Here is a 21,788-nt window from a genome sequence, read left to right as displayed (position 1 = left end):
AAGATGAAAGTAGCTATCTACGGTCAATATTATCAAAACAGTACAGAACCCATCATAAATGACATCTTTGTTTTTTTTAACAAAAACAATGTAGAGATGATTATTGAATCTCATTTTTTGTTGATGCTTAATGAACGGAAGATTGTAGAAAAAAAATACAAAACTTTCACATCCCATACGGAACTCGACTCCAGTTTTGACATGCTGATAAGCATCGGTGGAGACGGAACTATACTAAGAGCCGCAACATTAGTCAGAGATTCCGGCATACCAATTCTAGGCATAAATGCTGGAAGATTAGGTTTCTTAGCTTCTGTACAAAAAGAAAATATTGCATCGTTTATGCAATTTGTTATCGATAAAAAATACACGATTTCTAAAAGAACTTTACTGAGTTTAACGTGCACTCCACCGAACGAATCCATTGACGCAATTAATTTTGCCATGAATGAAATTACGGTCAGTCGAAAAGATACCACTTCGATGATTACGATTGACACGTACTTGAATGAGGAATATTTGAATTCCTATTGGGCTGATGGTTTAATCATCTCGACACCTACGGGTTCCACAGGATATTCCTTAAGCTGTGGCGGTCCCATTTTGACACCTGACGTAAAAAGTCTGGTTATTACTCCTATTGCTCCTCACAATCTTACCGCAAGACCTCTTGTAGTTCCAGATGAAACTGAAATCCGATTAAAAGTTTCAGGAAGAGAGGAATACTATTTAGTTTCATTGGATTCCAGAGTTACCTCGGTAAAAAACGAATCGATTCTGACTTTAAAGAAAACTCCTTTTCAAATTAATATGGTCGAAATTCCCGGAGAAACATTTTTAAAAACACTTCGCAAGAAATTACTTTGGGGAGAAGACAAAAGGAATTAAATCATTTTAATCAAGCACTATACGATTTTATCAATTTTCCTCGTTTTAGTAAAACTAATACTTATTTAATGTGTGTTTAGTAGTTAATTATTAAAAAAACATACATTTAACTGAATGGGTATTGAATCGAATTGATAATTATTATATTTGCACGCAATTTTTGATTAAATGAACAAAATTTTTTATTTATTTTTTTGCTTTTTCCCCCTAATGGTTACCAATGCTCAGATACATGAGGTTGGTGTTTTTATAGGCGGAAGTAATTTTATAGGAGACGTTGGCCCTACTACTTATGTTTCGCCAAACGAACCTGCTTTTGGATTGCTATATAAGTGGAATAAAAGTGCCAGACATGCTTATCGCTTTTCGTACACACAATCAAAAATCGTTTCAAATGATTTAGATTCAAAAGAGGCCGGTAGAAACCAAAGAGGCTATCGTTTTGAAAACGGCATAAAAGAAGTATCTTTAGGCCTTGAATTCAACTTTTTTGATTTTAATCTTCACGAATCCAGTACTAAAATTACTCCTTATGTGCATTCCGGCGTAAGTTATTTTAGACATGACGAATTGTATGTATTGGACGGAGAAACTAAAAAAGATAAAAACACAGGTTCATTTGCAATACCAATGACTATAGGAATAAAATCAACCATTAGTCCTAGTTTAATATTGGCTGCAGAAGTTGGTGCAAGATACACGTTGACGGATAACATAGACGGAAATAATCCGGAAAATAAAAATTTGGAATCGCTCCGATTTGGAAATATAAATAATAATGATTGGTATGTTTTTTCAGGAGTTACTTTAACTTATACCTTTGGGAATAAACCCTGTTATTGTGCAGAATAAAAAAATGAATTTACTAGAGACTATCAACAAGAATAACTTGCCAAAACACTTAGCTATTATAATGGATGGCAATGGCCGTTGGGCAAAACAACAAGGCCTTTTAAGAGCTTTAGGCCATGAAAGCGGAACAAAATCAGTTAAAGTAATAATCGAAGCCAGTGCTAAGCTCGGAATCGAATTTCTTACCTTATATGCTTTTTCCACTGAAAATTGGAACAGACCAAAATTAGAAGTTGAAACTTTAATGAAAGTGCTCATCAACTCCTTGAAAAAAGAACTTGTAACACTCCAAAAAAACAACATCAAACTGAATGCTATCGGTAATTTGGAAAAATTACCAAAATCAGCACAAAAAGAACTACTTGATGTTATTGATAAAACTAAAGACAACACACAAATGACATTGACTCTGGCGTTAAGCTACGGCTCCAGGGAAGAAATTGTCAGTGCAGTCAGAAACATCTGTAATAAAGTTAAAAATAATATAATTTCAATAGACACTATTGACGATTCCATTATTAATGAGCATCTTTACACGCAAAATTTACCTGACGTAGATTTATTAATACGAACAAGTGGAGAACATAGGATAAGTAACTTTTTGTTGTGGCAAATTGCCTATGCAGAATTATATTTTACTGATATATTGTGGCCAGACTTTAAAGAACAAGATTTATATGAGGCTATCATTAGTTATCAAAAAAGAGAGCGTAGATTTGGAAAAACAAGTGAACAAATTAAATAATTTTTTAGTGTTAAATAAAAGCATAAAAATAGTCCTTACCGTTTTGATTTTTGGAAGTTTTTCACAAGTTAAAGCTCAAGAAAGAGTTCCTTTTGATCAAGGAAAAAAATACATTTTAGCCGATGTAGCGGTGGTTGGCGACATCAGTTTCAACTCTCAAACCGTAGTAACTTTTTCAGGTTTGCAAAAAGGACAAGAAATAACAATTCCCGGTGAAGAAATCAGTGCTGCTATAAAAAAACTTGGAAAACTGGGTCTCTTTGATGAAATTTCATTTTATGTAAATAAAGTGCAAAATGACAGTATTTATCTTGATTTGAATATTGTAGAATTACCTAAATTAAACCAAGTAAAATTTGTAGGCGTTAAGAAAACAAAGACAGAAGCTTTAATAAAAGACAACAGTCTAAATAAAGGTAAAGTAGTTAATGAAAACTTGATTACCACTACAAAAAACTACATCGAAAATAAATATAAAAAAGACGGTTTTTATAACACTAAAGTAAACATAAACACTGTTAAAGATACTTCAACAATAAATTCAGTAAACATGCTTGTCAGTATTGACAAGGGTGAAAAGGTAAAAATTCAAAAAATTGACTTTGTAGGAAATACAAAAATATCAGACAAAACATTGCGAAAAGCGATGAAAGATACGAAACAAAAGAATTTCATTCGAATTTTAAAAGCATCGAAATTCATAAAAGAGAAATACAAAACTGATTTAGAAAAAATAATTTCAGTTTACAAGGAAAAAGGATATAGAGATGCGAGAATACTTTCAGATTCTGTTACTTTTGACAAAGAAAAGAACGCATTATCCATTAAAATAAATGTAGAAGAAGGTAACAAATATTACTTTGGAGACATTAAATTTTTAGGAAATACAGTATACACGGATCAAGGATTAAGTCGCGTTTTAGGAGTTAAAAAAGGAGAAATTTATAATGGTGTTTTGCTACAAAAAAGAATTGCAGATGCCTCAAAACCTGACGGGGAAGACATTGACAACTTATATAAAAATAATGGGTATTTATTTTCTAATATAAATGCAGTTGAGGTTAGAACAGCAAATGACACTATTGATTTTGAAATACGAATCACTGAAGGACCAATTGCCTATTTCAACAAAATTACTGTTGTTGGAAATGACAAAACAAATGACCGAGTAATCTATCGTGAACTAAGAACAAAACCGGGAGAAAAATACAGCAAAGAGGAATTAGTAAGAACCATTCGTGAAATTGGGCAACTAGGATTTTTTGATCCAGAAGCGATTGATCCAAAATTCAAGAATGTGGATTCAGGAGCAGGAACTGTGGATATTGAATACAATCTTGTAGAAAAAGGTTCTAGTCAAATTGAACTTCAAGGTGGTTATGGCGGAGGTGGTTTCATTGGTACTCTTGGACTATCTTTCAACAACTTTTCTGCACGAAATATGTTCAACAAAGATGCATACAAACCATTACCAATGGGAGATGGTCAAAAAGTATCTTTACGTTTGCAAGCCAGTACATTTTTTCAAACTTATAGTGTTTCATTTTCAGAACCTTGGTTTGGCGGAAAAAAACCGGTACAATTTAGTAGCTCTATATCATACAGTAAACAATTTTTAAATAATTTTGTTACACAAAGAGCCGATAAAACCAAAAGTTTTAACATCATGACATTGTCTGTTGGTTTAGCAAAAAGACTGACTGTTCCAGATGATTTCTTTGTATTGTCACAATCGTTAAGTTACCAACATTATGATTTAAATAATTACAATACCGGATTATTTACTTTTGGAGATGGAACATCAAGAAATTTTGCCTATACCGTTGGATTAACAAGAAGTAATAAAGGTGTGAATCCAATATTCCCAACGTACGGATCGGAGTTTAGTATTTCAGCTAAATTAACGCCTCCTTATTCATTGTTAAATGGAATTAATTATACAACATTAGGCGATAAAGAAGAATACAAATTAAAAAACACTGTTGACCGCTTAAATGTTCCAGATGCAAATGGCAACATTGTTCAAATAGGAGATTATATTGACACTAATGGAAATAAAGTAACCGACTTCAATCTTGCTGCTACGGACGTAAGTAAAGTAGATCAAGAGCGTTTTAAATGGTTAGAATATTATAAAATAAAGTTTAAAGCAGACTGGTATACAAAAATTTATGGTAAATTAGTACTTAGAACTTTAGCAGAGTTCGGCTTCCTTGGAGCATACAATCAAGAAAGAGGAGTTGTTCCTTTTGAACGATTCTATCTTGGTGGTGACGGACTGGCAAATTATTCTATGGACGGAAGAGAAACAGTACAGTTGAGAGGATATCCTAACAACTCATTAACACCAGTAAATGATGTAGGAGATCAAATTGGAGCTACCGTTTTTAATAAATTCTCAATGGAATTACGTTATCCGATAACGTTAAAATCATCGGCTTCAATTTATGCATTGGCATTTATGGAAGCAGGATCATCGTTTAAGGATTTCAAAAGCTATAATCCTTTTGCCTTAAATCGTTCTGCTGGAATTGGATTACGTGTATTTATGCCAGCATTTGGTTTATTGGGGATTGATTTTGGTCACGGTTTTGATACATTACCAGGACAAGCAAAAGCTAATGGATGGGAAACCCATTTTATCATTGGGCAACAATTCTAAAAAAAATTGGTTTTAAATTTTCTAATACAGTAACGTTATGAGAAAACAATTTTTATATCTATGTTTGGCGTTAGTCGTTGCACAAACAATTAACGCACAAACCAGAGGAACTAAGCTAGGCTACATTGATATGGAATACATTTTACAAAATGTACCCGATTATACGGAAGCAAAAGCTCAATTAGAGCAAAAGGCTGAAAAATGGAAACTGGAGATTGATACTAAGAAAATTGAAATCAATAAATTGAAGGAAGCCTTAAAAGCTGAAAGAGCTTTATTGACAAAAGAATTAATTGACGAAAGAGAAACAGAAATTAATTTTCTTGAAAACGAAAATCTGGATTACCAACAAAAAAGATTTGGTGCTAATGGAGATTTGATGATACAAAAATCCGTTTTGGTAAAACCAATACAAGATCAAGTTTTTACTGCAGTTCAAGATATTGCAGAACGATTAAAATATGATTTTATCTTTGACAAAACTTCTGACTTGACTATGTTATTTGCGGCAAAGAGATTTGATATCAGCGAGCAAATTTTACGCACATTGAACAGGACAGAAAAAAGAGAACAGTTGACTAAAAAACAACTAAAAGCAGAAGAAGCCAAAGAAAATAAAGAAGATGCATTGGATGAAAATCCAGCATTGGCAGACAGACAAAAAGTCTTGGATGATAAAAAAGCAACAAGAGATAAAATACTCGCTGATAGAAAATTGCTTCAAGAGCAAAAGAAAAAGGAGTTTGATGATAAAAGGAAACAAGTTATAGCCGACAGAGAGGCTAAAAAAAATGGCACGGTTTCTGCAAATGTTAAAATAGAAGCCACAGAAACAGCAGCAAGTAATGATCCAGCTAAAGACAGTGCAAAACTAGCGGTTGAAGATGCTAAACAAAAACAAGCTGATGCAAGAGCGAAAACATTAGAAGATCGCAAGAAAGTTTTAGAGGATCGCAAGAAAGCATTAGACGAGAAAAGAAAAAAAATACTGGAAGACAGAGAAGCTATCAGGAAAGCCAAAGAAGAAAAATTAAAAGAAAACACAAACAAAAATTAATTATTAAATATTTTAAAAACGATGAAACAAATTAAAACTCTATTTATTGCTGCAATTTTTATTTTAGGAGCAAACCAAACAATTAATGCACAAGCAAAAACTGCTCATGTTGATGTAAGTGAAATTATGACAAAAATGCCAGCAATGCTAGACGCTCAAAAACAATTGGATAAATTGAGTACTACGTATGATGCTGACTACAAAAAAATGGTTGAAGAATACCAAGGAAAATTGAAAAAATACGAAGCTGAAGCTGCTACAGTTACTGAAGCTGTAAATGGTGAGCGTTCTAAAGAAGTTCAAGATATGCAAAAAAGAATTGTTGATTTTAGAGATAATGCTCAAAAAGAATTGCAACAAAAAGAATCTGATATCGTAAAACCATTAATGGAAAAAGTAAGAGCTTCTATTCAAAAAGTAGGAAAAGCTAAAGGATTTCAATATGTTCTTGATGGTTCAAGTCTTTTACTTGCTGATGGTCCAAACTTGACTATGGATGTGAAAAAAGATTTAGGTTTCTAAAAAAAACAGATAATCGTACAAAACTGCTCACCCTTATCTTAGGTTTGAGCAGTTTTTTGTTTAAAATAAACTTTAGGAAATTCAAATTCCAGCATGTAACTTTGTTTTTATGAACAGTAATAATCAACCAATAGGAATTTTTGACTCAGGGATTGGCGGAACTTCCATTTGGAAAGCAATCCATCAATTACTGCCCAATGAAAAAACCATATATCTGGCAGACAGCAAAAATGCCCCATATGGACAAAAATCCAAACAAGAGATTATTGCATTGAGTATGAAAAATACTGATTTCCTACTGGAGATGAACTGCAAATTAATTGTTGTAGCTTGTAATACCGCAACTACTAATGCAATCCAAGAATTAAGAGCAAAATACGACATTCCGTTTATAGGTATTGAACCTGCGATTAAACCAGCGGTTACGCATTCTAAAACACAAATAATAGGAATCCTCGCTACACAGGGAACCTTGAACAGTGAACTGTTCAACAAGACTACAGAAAAATACCAAGACACAAAAATAATTGAGCAAGTAGGTCACGGATTAGTGCAACTAATTGAAAACGGGGATATCAATTCACCAGAGATAACTAAACTCCTTTACTCCTACCTGACTCCGATGATTGAAGCTAACATTGATTATTTAGTATTAGGTTGCAGCCACTATCCTTATCTAATTCCTCAAATTAAAAAAATTATTCCAGAACACATTCAAATAATAGATTCTGGCGAAGCTGTTGCAAAGCAAACACGAAATATATTACGAGACAAAGTAGGTTTTTCATCGGCAGAAAACAGTGAACCCGTTTTTTATACGAATACAAATCCCAAAGTTTTGACTGAAATTTTAGAAAATAAATATCCGGTTGAAGAAATAAAGTTTTAAACAATATTTTTTACTCTTCTACCTTAAACCAACTCGAATACATCACGTAATTATTCGAAATGCGTTCGATTTCACCAGCAAAATCAGATTGATCAATATCTTTCACTTTTTTAGCTGGAACTCCCGCCCAGATTGTGCCAGATGCTACAACTGTATTTTGAGTAATTACAGCACCGGCAGCCACAATAGAATTGCTTTCAATAACACAATTATCCATAACAATTGCTCCCATTCCTATTAGCACATTATCGTGAACTGTACAACCGTGTACAATGGCATTATGACCAATAGAAACGTTATTTCCTATAATTGTTGGGTGTTTTTTGTATGTACAATGAATAACTGCACCATCTTGTATGTTTACTTTATTCCCAATTTTGATGAAATTTACATCACCTCTAATTACGGCGTTAAACCAAACACTACAATTTTCTCCAAAAGAAACATCTCCTACAATAGTTGCATTTTCGGCTACATAACAATCCTCAGGAATTGAAGGAGACTTACCGTTAACAGATTTAATTAGCATGGGGAAAAAAATAAATATTAATTAATTGCAGGACAGTTGCAATCGTATTTCACAGGTTTACAGAACAAATCGATTCCTAAAGTAATTTGGTGATAGCCACCATTATCGAATTTAACAGCTCCCGATAATTGAGAATACGTATAAGCAAACATAAATTTATCAAAGTTGACACCAACTATTGGCGTAATGTATTGCAGCTTTTGTTTAGAAACAGAATTTCCATTAATGTATTCTGCACCATCAAAACTTCTTCTATAAGATAATCCGCCCCAAAGCTTTCCAAAATCTAACGTCTTGTAGGCTTTAAAGTTAATGTCAATCGATTTTTCTTTGGTTTGATCCACCATTTGGAATAAAATAGAAGGTTCCCATAATATTTTGTCTCTGTCACCAAAGATATATCCGGCACTCAATAAATACTTTCTTAAATTATCACTTTCGTATTCCGTGTAAATATCTCTTCTGGTTTCTATAGCGTTTTTTACTGTAGCATGAGCATAAAAATCCAAGTAGTTGTATGATGCTCCGATATCTACATTAAAATAAGAATCTTTTTGCACAACAGTTCCATCAATAATGGGATCAAAATCACCAGATTGAAGAAATTCTGTTTCGTCTAATTGGCTTTGAATTAATCCTGCGCTGATTCCAAAAGACAATTGGTTCAGATCTATCTCATTTCTTGAAAACATCAAATGATAGGCATAACTAAATTTGACTCCTTTTTGGGAATGATATCCATTTTTATCATTGAAAAGTATAATTCCGGCACCTGCTTTTTCACCTACTCTTCCATTAAAACTTAAGGTTTGAAGCTCTGGAGCGTCTTCCTGATCAAACCATTGTTTACGTCCTGTCAGCCTAATTTTGGCGCAATTTGACGCACCTGCCATTGAAGGGTGAATTAAGTAATAATTGTCTGAAAGATAATCGGAATAAACAGGAATTCCTTCCTGCGAAAAGGAATAAAAAGATATAAAAAAAAGAGCAGATAAAAATTTAATTTTATTATACATTTAATTACTTTTTAATACGAATGAATAATTCTAAATCAATAAAAGTTTTATGGAAACAAGAGCAAACAGCTTATCTAAAAATTAAACTAAAGTTAATTTATTCATTAAAAACTCAAATATAGTTATTCGTAGAAAATAACTTTAGTAAATTTGTAAAAATTTAAAAGTCATGAACAAAGTTAGCATAAAAGAAACACAAAACCCAACTATATTAAAGTTTGAATTTCAAGATTTTATAACTCAAAATGAAAGTTTTGAATTTAAAAACATTGATGAGGCTAAAACGTCTCCACTAGCGCAACAATTATTTTACCTTCCCTTTGTAAAAACAATTTACATCTCCGGAAATTTTATAGCAATCGAAAAATATAGTATTGTGGAATGGGACGATGTCAAAGATGCCGTAGTAGAACAAATGGAAACATTTGTAAACAATGGCGGAACAATCATCACTATTGACGAAAACAAAACTAAAAAACAGCCTGTGACCGTTTATGGAGAAACCACTCCAAATCCAGCTGCATTGAAATTTGTAGTGAGTAAAATGTTGACTAAAAACGCTATCGAATTCAAAAACATTGATCAAACAGGCGCATCACCATTAGCAAAAGAACTTTTTAAATTTCCTTATGTAAAAGAGATTTTCATTGATGAAAACTACATCTCGGTAACTAAATATGAAATCAATGAATGGCAGGAAATAACATTAGAATTAAGAAGTTTTATCAAGCAATATATTGAAAATGGCGGAACAGTTCTAGATGAAAATTTCATTCAGGCAGTTACAGCAACAGAAGACACCAAAGCAAAAGAGTTTGACAATCTGGATGTCACTTCACAACAAATCATCAACATATTAGAGGAGTATGTAAAACCTGCTGTACAAGCTGATGGTGGAAATATTGCATTCGATTCATATAATGAAGCTGACAAGACCGTAAAAGTAATCCTTCAAGGAGCTTGCAGCGGTTGCCCTTCATCAACATTTACGTTAAAAAGCGGTATCGAAAACATGTTGAAAAGTATGTTGAACGACGAAGGAATTAAAGTGGAAGCCGTAAACGCATAAGCAAAAGTAAATTTCACAATTAATTGACAATGTTATAGTTATGTGAAAATAATTGCTATTTTAAATAAAATAGGTACATTTAATCCTTAACTTAACAAATAGAAATTATGTCAGTATTAAAAGTAATTGAAGTGCTTTCCAGTTCAGATATAAGTTGGGAAGATGCAACTCGAAAAGGAGTAGCAAAGGCAGCTAAAACCATAAATCACATACGCTCTGTATACATTAAAGATCACAGTGCGGCCGTAAGTGGAGGTGAAATCACAGAATACAGAGTAAACCTAAAATTAACTTTCGAACTCGAATAGATTAATTTGACCCATTAATTTAAGCGTTCGCTGCGGCGAACGCTTTTTTATTTTTAGAAACTATTCAAAGCTATTCGCTGCGATACTTTCTGAAATTAGTTATTGTTCTGCAGTCAAAAACCGGGTGATTTTGGCAGAAACAAAAAAATAAAGTATTGTTTTATCTGCACGCTACACAAATAAGAAAACGTTGTTTCATGTCTGCCAAAACTAGATGTACTTGATGCCAAATACTGATTTTCAGCAAATTATTAATGATTTAATAAAGCAATCCTAGAAAAAATTGTTTAATATTGTAAGACTAATCAAATAAAAATACCATGGGACTATCTTCATTTTTAAAAAATTTATTTGGCTCAGCCAAAGAAACTGCCAGCGAATTAGCTGACAAAGCAGAAACTACCTTTGAGCAAGCAAAAGAGACTGCAGCACCTTATCTTGAAAAAGCAGAAATTTTTGCAGAAGAAACATTTGAAAAAGCAAAAGAAACTGCAGCTCCCTACCTTGAAAAAGCAGAAACTTTTGTAGAAGAAACATTTGAAAAAGTAAAAGAAACTGCAGCTCCAATTATAGATAAAGTAGAAAGTTTTGCTGACCAAGCCAAAGAAACTGTCACTGAATATTCAGATAAAGCCAGTGATGCTCTAGGGAGCGCAGCAGAATCAGTAAAAGAAAAAACGGCTACAGCTACAGAAAAAGTTGAAGAAATAGCAAGTGAAACTAAAACAATAGCTACAGATGCTGCCGAAACTGTTTCTGAAAAAGCAAGCGAATTAGCAAATGACGGTGATCCCGACACCACTGAAAAAGCTAAAGAAACTATAAATAAAATAGAAGAAGACGCAGATTAATTTATAAAAAAATAATTTATTTGTATTTTTGCACTTCAAACTTAACCTTCTCTTTTGGGAAGGTTTTTTATTAGATAAAAAATGAACTTAAATCCAAATCAGTTAACTGATTATGCCAATACATTTATCACGGTATTGATTGATTATTCGCCAAAAATTATTTCTGCTTTTCTCATTTTATTTGTTGGCCTTTATGTGATTCGGCTGATCAATAGATTCATCAGAAAATTAATGATAAAAAGGGACTTAGACCCTACCTTGACAAAATTCCTTGCCGATATTCTACTTTGGGTTTTGAGGGTACTATTATTTGTGACTTTTATTTCAAATCTAGGAATAGAAACTTCGTCATTTGTTGCCATTCTTGGTGCCATGGGACTTGCAGTGGGTTTATCTCTTCAAGGTTCCTTATCGAATTTTGCAGGCGGCATGCTGATTATTCTCTTTAAGCCTTTTAAGGTAAACGACACCATTGAAGCACAAGGAGTAACCGGAACTGTCAGCGAAATTCAAATATTTGTAACCAAATTGATTACGGCTAATAACCAGACTATTTTTATACCCAACGGATCTTTATCAAATGGAAACATTATCAATTATTCTTTGCAAAAAATCAGAAGAGCTGATTTGACCATTGCTATTTCCTATGATACGGATATTAAAAAAGTAAAAGAAATAATTACTGCCATTTTCAAAAACAATCCAAAGGTACTTCAAACTCCTGCACCCGTTGTTTCTGTAAAAAATCTAACCGATAGTGCTATACAATTAGCCGTTAGACCATGGGCCACAAATGAAGATTTCTGGGATGTTTATGCTGATACATTGGAAAGCTGTAAACTGGCATTTGACGCCGCCGGAATTGTGACTCAGCCTTATGTAAGAGAATCAACTAAGGATAATTCTTAATTTAAAGATTACTTCTTTGAAGTAGTAATCATGAAATCTTTCAAATAATACGGTTCAAAATAAGCGACATCTACAGTGTCTCTTTTTTTGAATTTATCAAAACTTATCGCACTCATTTCTTTGGCAGAAGGATGTACAATTTTGTCAAGAAAAACATAATTTTCTTTAGTCAAAACTGACTTACATTTTTCGGCACAATCACCAACAAAATAAAGTGTTTCCTGCAAATCTTCAAAAGAATTCTCCGTGATTATTTCGGCAAGAACTTCTCTTTTTCGTTCCAAATTTGGAGCAAAAACAGCACTATACACTTCCATTCTTCGGGCATCAATCATGGGAATAATTAATCCGCTGGAAATGGTTACTTGTGATGCCAAAGCTTGTAGAGTATCAACGGCAATTAATGGAATATCTAGCGCATAACACAGTCCTTTGGCAGCTGAAACGCCTATTCTTAATCCTGTATAAGAACCCGGACCTTGACTCACAGCGATGGCAGATAAATCATTAAGCGTAATTCCTGCTTCTTTTATAATTGCCTCAATAAAAACATGAAGTCGTTCTGCATGAGAATATCCTTCTTCGGCAATTTCTTTGCATACAATTGTTTTTCCGCCTTTTGCAAGAGCAACTGAACAGTTTTTCGTAGCGGTTTCGATGTTGAGAATGTATTCCAATTTTTAGATTTTATTTTAACATGAAAATCACAATCATGAAATATATTTCCATAATTGTGATTTTTAAAATATTAGTATACTGTATTATTTCTTACTTTCAGCTTTATCCTTATCCGTTTTTAGCGTTACCTTATCTCCAGAATTTAAGTCCTTAGAAACGGTAGTGTAAGGGCCGGTTATAACTACATCTCCTTTTTTAAGACCTGTTAAAACCTCAATATTTGTATCGTCTTGAATTCCGGTTTTGATGATTCTAATTTTAGCTTTACCACCTACTTTTACAAATACGCATTCAAACTTTTTATCACTTTTAGGTGCAGCTCCTTTTTGTTCTTCATTAGGATCTTCCACTTTAATTTCTTTTACAGCTGTCGTATCAGATTTTACCACTACTGAACTAATAGGCACAGACAATACATTCGTTTTTGTTTCTGTAATGATATCAACCGTTGCAGTCATTCCAGGTCTAAAAGGAGAATATGCATCTGGTTTTCCTTCTAATAAATCTTGATACGATTCTTTAAGAATTCTCACTTTAACTTTAAAATTAGTTACTTGATCTGCAGTCAAAGCAGAACTAGCCGAATTAGAAATACTAGTTACAGTTCCTTTAAATTGTTTTTTAAGATAAGCATCAACTTCAACATTAGCATCGTCTCCTACTTTTATTTTTACAATATCATTTTCATTGACATCCACTTCCACTTCCATGTTATTTAAGTTTGCTACTCTCAAAATCTCCGTTCCAGTCATTTGTTGCGTTCCTAAAACACGCTCTCCCATTTCTACGTTTAACATAGAAATTGTTCCATCCGCAGGCGCATAGATTGTAGTACGACCTAAATTATCTTTGGCTTCGTTTACAGTAGCAGAAGCACTTTGAACATTAAAATAAGCCGTTTGCTTAGCCGCTTTTGCCACTTCATAAGAGGCAACTGCTTTATCCCAATCTGACTTTGAAATAATTCCTTTTTCGAATAATGTTTTATTTCTGTCGTAACTTGATTTAGATTCCTTGAACGAAGCATCAGCCTGACTCAAATTTGCTCTGGTTCCTGATAAATTTGAAACCGAACGATTGTAACCCGAAGTATACAAATCTGGATTTATTTTAACCAATAAATCTCCTTTCTTTACAACTTGTCCTTCTTTTACGTTTAAAGAAATAATTTCTCCTGACACCTCAGATGAAATTTTAACTTCAATTTCTGGTTGAATTTTTCCTGTTGCCGAAACCGTTTCAACAATAGTTGTCGGAATAACTTGGGCGATTTCAACTTCAGTTCCTTTGTCCTTATTTCCGATAACTCCAGATTTTGAAAGTGCTATCAATGCAGCAATAAGTACTATTGCTCCACCTATTAGGATATAAATTGTTTTCTTTGACATGATAAATTAGTTTTTGATAAGTGGAATTCCAAAATAGAATTCTAATATTTTAATTTTAAAAATATAATCGTATTTTGTTCTAAGAACATCTGATTGTGCATTAGTAAGTAGCGTTTGTGATTGATTGAAATCAAAAGAATTCATCAAACCAACTGCATATTTTTCTTTGGCATAATCATACGCTCCTTGTCTGGATTCAAGTGCTACAACCGAAGATTCATAAGCATTCAAAGCGCCTTTCGCATCTGCAAATGCAGTGAAAACATTTCTTTGTAAATCCAAATCTTGTTGCTCAACAGCAATTTTTGATCTTTCTAAACTTACTTTAGAACGCTCCACATTATTTTTTGCCGAAAATCCATTAAAGATAGGAATTGATAACTGAGCTCCAAAAGATTGTCCCTTATTATCACTGAATTGATCAAAAAATGGCGCTGGACTTCTTGTACCAATTAGATTTCCCATACTGTCAAACGCAGGAACATCTGCATAAGAAACTCGACTATTAAAACTATAAAACCCTTGTAAAGTAGGTTGAAAAGCTCCTTTGGCAATTTCTAAATTTTTCTGTGAAATTTCTAAATTAGTTCTTGCAATTTTCAATTCAGTTCTTCCCTCTTTGGCTTTGTCATAAATGGCTACCGGAGATTGTGCCATAATATTATTTTCATCTTTAACATCGGTATCATCAACAACATCAAAATTTTCAAAGTCTTTTAGTTGTAACAATTGAGCCAAACTCAATTTTGAAATTAATAATGCATTGTCAGCTGTAATAACGTTTTGGTTGTTTGATGCCACAGTCGCTTTTATGTCCAATAAATCCCCACGAGGAATAGATCCCGCTTTCACTAATTCTTCTGAGCGCGCATATTGCTTTTCATTAATTCCCAATTGTTCTTTCTGCACTTTTAAGTTTTCTTTATTAAAAAGCACCTGTAAAAAAGCATTTGCAACATTCAAAGCTACATCTTCCTGCATTTTGAGCAATTGGTATTTAGCTGCCACAATCGAAAGATTGGCTTTACGCAATGTATTTTGGTTTTGTAAACCTTTGTAAATATCCACACCCACATTTGCTCCAGCAGAAGTAAACTGAGTCGTTTGATTACGCAAAAGCCCTGTTGTAATATCCTGATTCAAACCAATGTTCCAGGAATGAGAAGCACTGGCATTCAATGATGGAAGAAAGTTTCCAATCGCTCCTTTTTTATCAATGGCCGCCGTTTTAGTATCTAACTCGGATTGTTTGATGGAGATATTATTTTGAATGGCATATTTTACGCATTCTTCCAGAGTCCATTTTTTGGATTGTCCCTGAACGGATAAACCAAAAAGCACGATAAAAACGAGACTGATACAACTATTTTTTTTCATATATTTTGAATGAAAGTGTAGCAAAGGTACTACACATATTTAACATTTTTTTAAAAACTAAAATTCTTTTTTGAATGTATTTTTAAGGTTTCATTTCTTCATTTTTTAGACCTTGATTCCATACTTTTATTTTATCTGATGCTTTAATTCCGCTTTTTATTTCGACATAAATTCCATCGCTAACGCCTAAGACTAAATCTTTTCTTGTAAATTTTTGCACTCCGGTTTCAACCTCTACGTATGGTTTTTGTGTTTTTTTATCAAATTGAATCAAGGATTCTTTTATCGCTAAAACCTTATCCGCTTTTTCTAAAATAATGGAAGCATTTGCGCTTAAACCAGCTCTGATAAAAGTATCGTCTCTATTTGCCAAAGATGCTTTTATTTCGAATTGAATCGCTCCATTTTCTGTTTTACCTTTTGGGGCAATATATTGCAGAACGGCATCAAACTTTTTGTTTTCAATAGCACCAACAGTAATTTCGATTGGCAATTTTTCTTTTATTTTACCTACTTCTGATTCGTCAATTTTTCCAACAAATATCATACGCCCAACATCGGCAACACTTGCTATTGTTGTTCCTTCATTAAAATTATTACTTTCAATTACTTGGTTTCCTACTTTTACCGGAACATCCAACACCATTCCATTTACTGTTGAGCGAATCAAAGTATTGGCATAGCTTCCCAATCCGGAAGTTGTTCCTGTTTTCACAATATCATATCCTTGTCGAGACGCGCTATAATTCTGTTTCGCTTGTTTATATGCTAATTGTGCCGCATCAAAATCATTTGCCGAAATAACGCCTTTATCAAATAAGGTTTTTTGTCTTAAAAATACTTTTTCCTGATTGTCCAAAGCAATTTTAGATGTTTGCACCTGATTTTGAGAATTACTCAAATTAGATACATTGGCAACAACTTTAATTTTTGCAATTAAATCACCCGCTTTGATATTTTCACCGGCCTTAATATAAACCGCCTCAATAATACCTGAAATATTAGGTTTGATAAGCACCTCTTCATCTGGAACAATATTACCGGTTGCAATAGTGTTTTTTACAATCGTTTTTATTTCTGCCTTATCGGTTTCAAAAACAATTGGAGATTCCTGATTCTTGGCATACAAATAATACAAAGCACCAAAGAACACTAGTGCGATTGTAATTAAAATAGTTATGGTTAATCCTTTTTTCATTTTGCTTATGTTTAATCGATTAAATAATTTTTGATTGATACTTTATTCTGTTCTTAATGCGTCTACTGGTTTTACATTTATGGCAGTTTGAGCCGGAATTAATCCTGCTAATAAACCTGAACCAATGAGTATGAACAAAGCAATAAATACAACTGTCAAATCTACACTTGGATTCGCGAACATCATTCCTTCACTTGGCATCGAATCTAAAACCATATTTAAAACTGCTAATAATCCTGTGGCCAATGCAATTCCAAACATTCCTGCTATGATAGTCAGAAAAATAGCTTCTGATAATATTTGGGAACGAATCGCACCCGGTGTGGCTCCTAATGCTCTTCGAATTCCTATTTCCTTTGTACGTTCTTTGACTACAATCAACATGATATTAGAAATTCCAATTACGCCCGAAAGCAATACCAATGTCCCTACAAAATAAGCAATGAATCTTAGAATAAGAAACAAGCCTTGTATTTTACTGAACTCCTGAAACAAATCAAAATTCCCAATCGCCCTGTCATCTTGAGGATGTATCGAATGTCTGGATTTCATGAAGTCTAAAATTTTAGGCTTTAACTCTGTAATGGAAGCATTATCATTAGCTGTAAGTGCCATCCATCCTACTGTGTCCCCATAATTAAAGGCTTGCTGAAAAGTAGTAAATGGCATGAAAATATTTTTTTGTGCAGATTCAGCATCACCATTATTTCTGGATTTTGAGTTATAAACGCCCACAACCATAAAATTCACTCCGTTAATCTTGATATATGTTCCAATAACCTCTTCTGCTTTTTCATACATTTCGCTTATTACACCCTGACCAATAACCGCAACTTTACGCTTCAATACAATATCTTGCTGATTTACGAAACGTCCTTTTATAATATCCATCGATTCTTGCTTAATCAACTCTGGATAATCCCCATAAATAGTATAAGCTGCTGTTTTTGTTCCTCTGACAACATTATTTGCTCCTTCATAACCCCCTAATTGATTTCTGGGCGAAACGTATAATAAATCCGGAAAATTCTCTTTCAAAGCAGTAACATCGACGTTTTTAAAGTCAAATTGTCTGGTTGCAGGCAATCCTTTGAACGGTTTTGAAGTAGTTTGTGACCACATGAACATGGTATTGGTTGCAATTCCGTCAAACCCTTTTTTAACGCCATTTTCTAATCCGTTTCCTGCCGCAAGTAATATTACCAAAATAAATATCCCCCAAAAAACACCAAACGCAGTAAGAATCGTCCTGAATGTATTAGCAGTTAAAGCCTCTAAAATCTCGTTCCATTTATCTCTGTCAAACATAATTATTCGTCTCTAAGTGCTACAATGGGTTTTATTTTGGCGGCTCTGTATGCAGGGAAAAATCCAGCTAAAGCACCAGCTACAACTAACAATATCAAGGTGGTTAAAGCGATACTAAAATCAACTTCGGGATTCAAAAAATAATCACTTGATACTAGCGGACCTACTAATTCCAACAATAATAAACTTGATAAAAGCCCCACAAATCCGGCTATTGTCGTAATAAAAATGGATTCGTGCAAAATCATTCCAATAATAGAAACCGGAGAGGCTCCAAGTGCTTTTCTAATACCAATTTCTTTGGTTCTTTCTTTTACAATAATCAACATAATATTACTAACTCCAACTACTCCTGCGATTATGGTACAAATTCCAACCCACCAAAAAAACAATCGGATATACAGATTTAAATCATAAAACTGTTTTGCATTTTTTATGGAATTATTAATTCCTATAGCACTTTCATCATCCGGTGCAATTATATTTTTACTTCTCAATAATTGTCCTAACTCTTGCGTAAATTTTGTTGATTGCGCTAATGCTTCTTCATAAGTAGCCTTTTTGGTTAACGTAAAAGACAAATTACTAATTTTGTCCCCAATCCCAAAAGCTTTTTGTGTAGTCGTTATTGGTAGATACACTCTGGATTCTTCTCTTTCTCCAGCTGGATCAGTAAAAACACCAACCACTTTGAAGGTGATATTATTAATCACAAGTTGTTCACCAATAGGATTTTTTTCTTTAAATAAATCCAACTTTACTTTTTGTCCAATGACCGCAACTTTCTCACTGTTTACCAAATCATTATTATTTATGAATCTTCCATTAATGATTGTTGCGTTCTCAATGGCTTGATGATCTGGATAAACACCTCTATATTGATAATTCCCAGTTTCTTTACCATAAACAATTACGCCATTCCAAAAATTATAGGTAGCCACTTTTTTATCTAATATATCTCCGAATTTTTGCACGGAAATATCATAATCACTATTGCGAAATTGAATTTGTCTTCCTGGATTCAATCCTTTGTATTCTTTAGTAGTAGTTCCTGTCCAAATTTCAATTATACCATCGGCATCACGTTCAAACTGTTTTTCAATTCCGTTTTGAAGTCCCTTGCCCGCCCCCAAAAGAATGACTAATATAAAAATTCCAGAAGCCACAGAAATTCCCGTGAGAAACGTTCTCAGTTTGTTCTTGGCAATTGCCTCAAAAATTTCCTGCCAGCGTTCTACATTAAACATAAGCGGATGCTCTTACTTGTTCTACTAATTTATCATCGATGATTAAACCATCTTTTAAAACTACATTTCTTTTGCACATGGCAGCAATATCAGGCTCGTGCGTTACAATCAAAATGGTTTTTCCCTCGTCATTAATCCCTTGTATCAACTCCATAACCTCATAAGATGTTTTGGTATCCAAAGCTCCTGTAGGCTCATCGGCCAATAATACTTTCGGATTTGACGCCAGGGCTCTTGCAATGGCAACACGTTGTTTTTGTCCCCCGGAAAGTTCATTTGGTAAGTGATGTGAATGCGACGTCAAACCTACTTTTTCCAAAAAGTTCATTGCAATTTCATTGCGTTCTTTCCTTTTTATACCTTGATAATACAATGGCATCGCCACATTATCCAAAGCACTTTTATAATTAATTAAATTGAAAGATTGAAAAACAAAACCTAAAAACTTGTTGCGATATCTTGAAGCAATAGTCTCGTTGAGATTTTTAATAGGCACACTATCCAAAATATAATTACCAGAATCAGCTTCATCAAGAATCCCAAGAATATTAAGCAAAGTAGATTTTCCTGAACCAGAAGAACCCATAATAGCCACTAATTCCCCTTCTTTAATGTTGAAATTAATTCCTTTTAACACATGTAATTCGGAATTTCCCATTTTATAGGATTTATGCAAATCTTTAATTTCAATCATAATTATGTTAATTTTAAAACAATATTAATTCTTCTCTAAAAGAAATTGTAATAAGAAAACGTTAATACCTTTATCAGGAATTTAATCATAAGACTTAATTGTTGTGAAAATGTTACACATTAATCCTAAAAAAGAATTGTTTTACTAATTTTGCCTCATCAAACTAAAATAAAATGCATAAATACTTTTCAGCTCTACTTATAATTCTGTCTATCGCACTGATAACAAGCTGTTCAACAACTAATAAAATAGCTATTCTAAAACCCGAACCAGATGATGCCACTCCTTTAGTTTACGAAAACACTCCTTCCTTTATCAATTTACCAATCAGTGTAAAACTGAAGGATATCGAAAACCAAACAAACTCACTTCTAAATGGGCTAATTTATGAAGACAACAATATTGAAGATGATGACATTGAAATGAAGATTTGGAAATTAGCGCCAATCACAATCAAAAATGACAACGGTGCTAATGGTCAAAAAATTAGAACTGTCTTACCCTTGAAAGCAATCGTAAAATACAGGATTGGAACAAAGAAAATGGGCGTTGAATTATACAACACTAAAGAATTTAATCTTGATGGTGTGGTAACTTTACTGAGTGATGTAGGTTTAACCAATTGGAAAATGAATACCAAAACGGAACTAAAATCATTGGATTGGAATGAAAGTCCGACGATGACTGTTTTTGGAAAAAATGTTCCTGTAACCTATCTTATCAATCCGGGAATAAAGCTTTTCAAATCTAAAATAGAAAAGAAAATTGATGATGCTATTGCAAAATCAATGGATTTCAAACCGAATGTTTTGGCAGCTTTAGAGAAAATTTGTGCTCCTTTTCAAATGAGCGACACTTATGAAAGCTGGCTTCGAATTGTCCCTATTGAAATTTATTCCACCAATGCCAAACTCAAAAATGACACTTTTGTACTGGAAATGGGAATGAAATGCAACATGGAAACATTGATAGGAAAGCAACCCGAATCTAAATTTAATGCCAGCAAAATTGTTTTAAAACCCGTATCTAAAATACCTCAGGAAATCACCGCAAACATTGTTGCAGTTTCTACCTATCTGGAAGCTTCAAAACTAATGACCAAGAATTTTGCCGGGCAAGAATTTGGTTCAGGTTCCAAGAAAGTAAAAGTTCAAAATGTTGCTATTTGGCACAAAAACGGAAAAATGATAATCGCTTTAGATGTATTAGGATCTGTAAACGGAACTATCTATTTAGCAGGTTTTCCTCAGTATAACGACAAAACCAAAGAAGTATATTTTGATCAATTGGATTATGCTTTGGACACAAAAAATAAATTAATGCGAACTGCTAATTGGTTAGCGCAAGGATTAATCTTAAGAAAAATAGAGCAAAGTTGTCGCTACTCCATAAAACCAAATCTTGAAGAAGGTCAAAAAAGCATGATGACGTATTTAAAAAACTACTCTCCCATGCAAGGTGTTTTTGTAAATGGAAAAATGGAAGAGATTCAATTTCAGAGAATCCAATTGACAAACCAAGCTATTATTGCTTTTATAAAAGTAAAAGGAACTGTAAATGTTTCCGTAGATGGATTGAAATAATTTTTATTTTTTCAAAAA

General features: G+C 33.2%; 21 protein-coding genes. 12 read left to right on the top strand and 9 right to left on the bottom strand.

Translation table 11 applies throughout. The features are described 5' to 3' along the window. The first annotated feature begins 3 nt into the window (after nt 1-3). The 7 genes from QLS97_RS04410 to murI all read left to right on the top strand — a co-directional run bounded on the left by QLS97_RS04410 (nt 4) and on the right by murI (nt 7,615). On the top strand, nt 4-888 hold the full coding sequence (locus QLS97_RS04410) for an NAD kinase (protein WP_282714460.1): 885 nt from the start codon (nt 4-6) through the stop codon (nt 886-888). A gap of 168 nt (nt 889-1,056) precedes the next feature. After that, the gene (gene porG / locus QLS97_RS04405) at nt 1,057-1,740 is read left to right on the top strand and encodes a type IX secretion system protein PorG (RefSeq protein WP_282714457.1); all 684 of its coding nucleotides are present in this window, start codon (nt 1,057-1,059) and stop codon (nt 1,738-1,740) included. 4 nt (nt 1,741-1,744) lie between these two features. Further along, on the top strand, nt 1,745-2,485 hold the full coding sequence (gene uppS / locus QLS97_RS04400; protein ID WP_282710806.1) for an undecaprenyl pyrophosphate synthase: 741 nt from the start codon (nt 1,745-1,747) through the stop codon (nt 2,483-2,485). Further along, nucleotides 2,418-5,147 carry an outer membrane protein assembly factor BamA gene (gene bamA / locus QLS97_RS04395; protein ID WP_282714455.1) on the top strand — a complete coding sequence of 910 codons (2,730 nt, stop codon included), beginning with the start codon at nt 2,418-2,420 and terminating at the stop codon, nt 5,145-5,147. Before uppS ends, bamA begins: the two co-directional genes overlap by 68 nt. 37 nt (nt 5,148-5,184) lie before the next feature. Further along, entirely contained in the window at nt 5,185-6,204 is a 1,020-nt protein-coding gene (locus QLS97_RS04390) for an OmpH/Skp family outer membrane protein (RefSeq protein ID WP_282714454.1), read from the top strand. 21 nt (nt 6,205-6,225) lie between these two features. Continuing rightward, on the top strand, nt 6,226-6,726 hold the full coding sequence (locus QLS97_RS04385) for an OmpH/Skp family outer membrane protein (RefSeq protein WP_282714453.1): 501 nt from the start codon (nt 6,226-6,228) through the stop codon (nt 6,724-6,726). A 109-nt stretch (nt 6,727-6,835) separates the two neighbouring features. Beyond that, nucleotides 6,836-7,615, top strand: coding sequence for a glutamate racemase (gene murI / locus QLS97_RS04380; protein WP_282714451.1), 780 nt, complete (start codon nt 6,836-6,838; stop codon nt 7,613-7,615). A gap of 10 nt (nt 7,616-7,625) precedes the next feature. Here the strand turns inward: murI and QLS97_RS04375 are convergent, their stop codons facing one another. Both QLS97_RS04375 and QLS97_RS04370 read right to left on the bottom strand, forming a co-directional pair. After that, nucleotides 7,626-8,144 carry a gamma carbonic anhydrase family protein gene (locus QLS97_RS04375; protein WP_282714449.1) on the bottom strand — a complete coding sequence of 173 codons (519 nt, stop codon included), beginning with the start codon at nt 8,142-8,144 and terminating at the stop codon, nt 7,626-7,628. Nucleotides 8,145-8,161: 17 nt separating this feature from the next. Continuing rightward, nucleotides 8,162-9,160: a PorP/SprF family type IX secretion system membrane protein gene (locus tag QLS97_RS04370; protein ID WP_282714447.1), complete on the bottom strand. Its 999-nt coding sequence runs from the start codon at nt 9,158-9,160 to the stop codon at nt 8,162-8,164. A 169-nt stretch (nt 9,161-9,329) separates the two neighbouring features. Here QLS97_RS04370 and QLS97_RS04365 point away from each other — a divergent pair, with 169 nt between their 5' ends. The 4 genes from QLS97_RS04365 (at nt 9,330) to QLS97_RS04350 (ending at nt 12,297) form a co-directional block, all read left to right on the top strand. Continuing rightward, the gene (locus QLS97_RS04365; RefSeq protein ID WP_282714445.1) at nt 9,330-10,229 is read left to right on the top strand and encodes a NifU family protein; all 900 of its coding nucleotides are present in this window, start codon (nt 9,330-9,332) and stop codon (nt 10,227-10,229) included. Between the two features lie 107 nt (nt 10,230-10,336). Continuing rightward, complete coding sequence (locus tag QLS97_RS04360; protein WP_131990241.1) at nt 10,337-10,537, top strand: dodecin family protein; 201 nt, start codon at nt 10,337-10,339, stop codon at nt 10,535-10,537. Nucleotides 10,538-10,857: 320 nt separating this feature from the next. After that, complete coding sequence (locus tag QLS97_RS04355) at nt 10,858-11,388, top strand: YtxH domain-containing protein (RefSeq protein ID WP_282714442.1); 531 nt, start codon at nt 10,858-10,860, stop codon at nt 11,386-11,388. A gap of 81 nt (nt 11,389-11,469) precedes the next feature. Then, nucleotides 11,470-12,297 (top strand): mechanosensitive ion channel family protein, encoded by an 828-nt coding sequence (locus tag QLS97_RS04350; protein ID WP_282714439.1) that lies wholly within the window; start codon nt 11,470-11,472, stop codon nt 12,295-12,297. Nucleotides 12,298-12,305: 8 nt separating this feature from the next. Here QLS97_RS04350 and tsaB read toward each other — a convergent pair whose 3' ends face one another. The 7 genes from tsaB to QLS97_RS04315 all read right to left on the bottom strand — a co-directional run bounded on the left by tsaB (nt 12,306) and on the right by QLS97_RS04315 (nt 20,187). After that, on the bottom strand, nt 12,306-12,974 hold the full coding sequence (tsaB, locus tag QLS97_RS04345; RefSeq protein WP_282714437.1) for a tRNA (adenosine(37)-N6)-threonylcarbamoyltransferase complex dimerization subunit type 1 TsaB: 669 nt from the start codon (nt 12,972-12,974) through the stop codon (nt 12,306-12,308). Nucleotides 12,975-13,058: 84 nt separating this feature from the next. After that, entirely contained in the window at nt 13,059-14,363 is a 1,305-nt protein-coding gene (locus QLS97_RS04340) for an efflux RND transporter periplasmic adaptor subunit (RefSeq protein ID WP_282714435.1), read from the bottom strand. Nucleotides 14,364-14,369: 6 nt separating this feature from the next. Further along, a complete protein-coding gene (locus tag QLS97_RS04335; RefSeq protein ID WP_282714433.1) occupies nt 14,370-15,740 on the bottom strand; it encodes a TolC family protein in 1,371 nt (456 codons plus the stop codon). Between the two features lie 82 nt (nt 15,741-15,822). Beyond that, nucleotides 15,823-16,938, bottom strand: coding sequence for an efflux RND transporter periplasmic adaptor subunit (locus QLS97_RS04330; RefSeq protein WP_282714431.1), 1,116 nt, complete (start codon nt 16,936-16,938; stop codon nt 15,823-15,825). 42 nt (nt 16,939-16,980) lie between these two features. Beyond that, a complete protein-coding gene (locus QLS97_RS04325) occupies nt 16,981-18,246 on the bottom strand; it encodes an ABC transporter permease (protein ID WP_282714429.1) in 1,266 nt (421 codons plus the stop codon). A 2-nt stretch (nt 18,247-18,248) separates the two neighbouring features. Further along, entirely contained in the window at nt 18,249-19,493 is a 1,245-nt protein-coding gene (locus QLS97_RS04320; protein WP_282714427.1) for an ABC transporter permease, read from the bottom strand. Then, entirely contained in the window at nt 19,486-20,187 is a 702-nt protein-coding gene (locus QLS97_RS04315) for an ABC transporter ATP-binding protein (RefSeq protein WP_282714425.1), read from the bottom strand. Before QLS97_RS04315 ends, QLS97_RS04320 begins: the two co-directional genes overlap by 8 nt. A gap of 173 nt (nt 20,188-20,360) precedes the next feature. Between QLS97_RS04315 and QLS97_RS04310 the strand changes: the two genes are divergently transcribed. Beyond that, complete coding sequence (locus QLS97_RS04310) at nt 20,361-21,770, top strand: DUF4403 family protein (RefSeq protein ID WP_282714424.1); 1,410 nt, start codon at nt 20,361-20,363, stop codon at nt 21,768-21,770. The last annotated feature ends 18 nt before the right edge of the window (nt 21,771-21,788 follow it).

The sequence above is a fragment of the Flavobacterium yafengii genome (assembly GCF_030010375.1).
Classification (GTDB): domain Bacteria; phylum Bacteroidota; class Bacteroidia; order Flavobacteriales; family Flavobacteriaceae; genus Flavobacterium; species Flavobacterium yafengii.
This window is presented reverse-complemented; position numbering and strand designations above follow the sequence as displayed.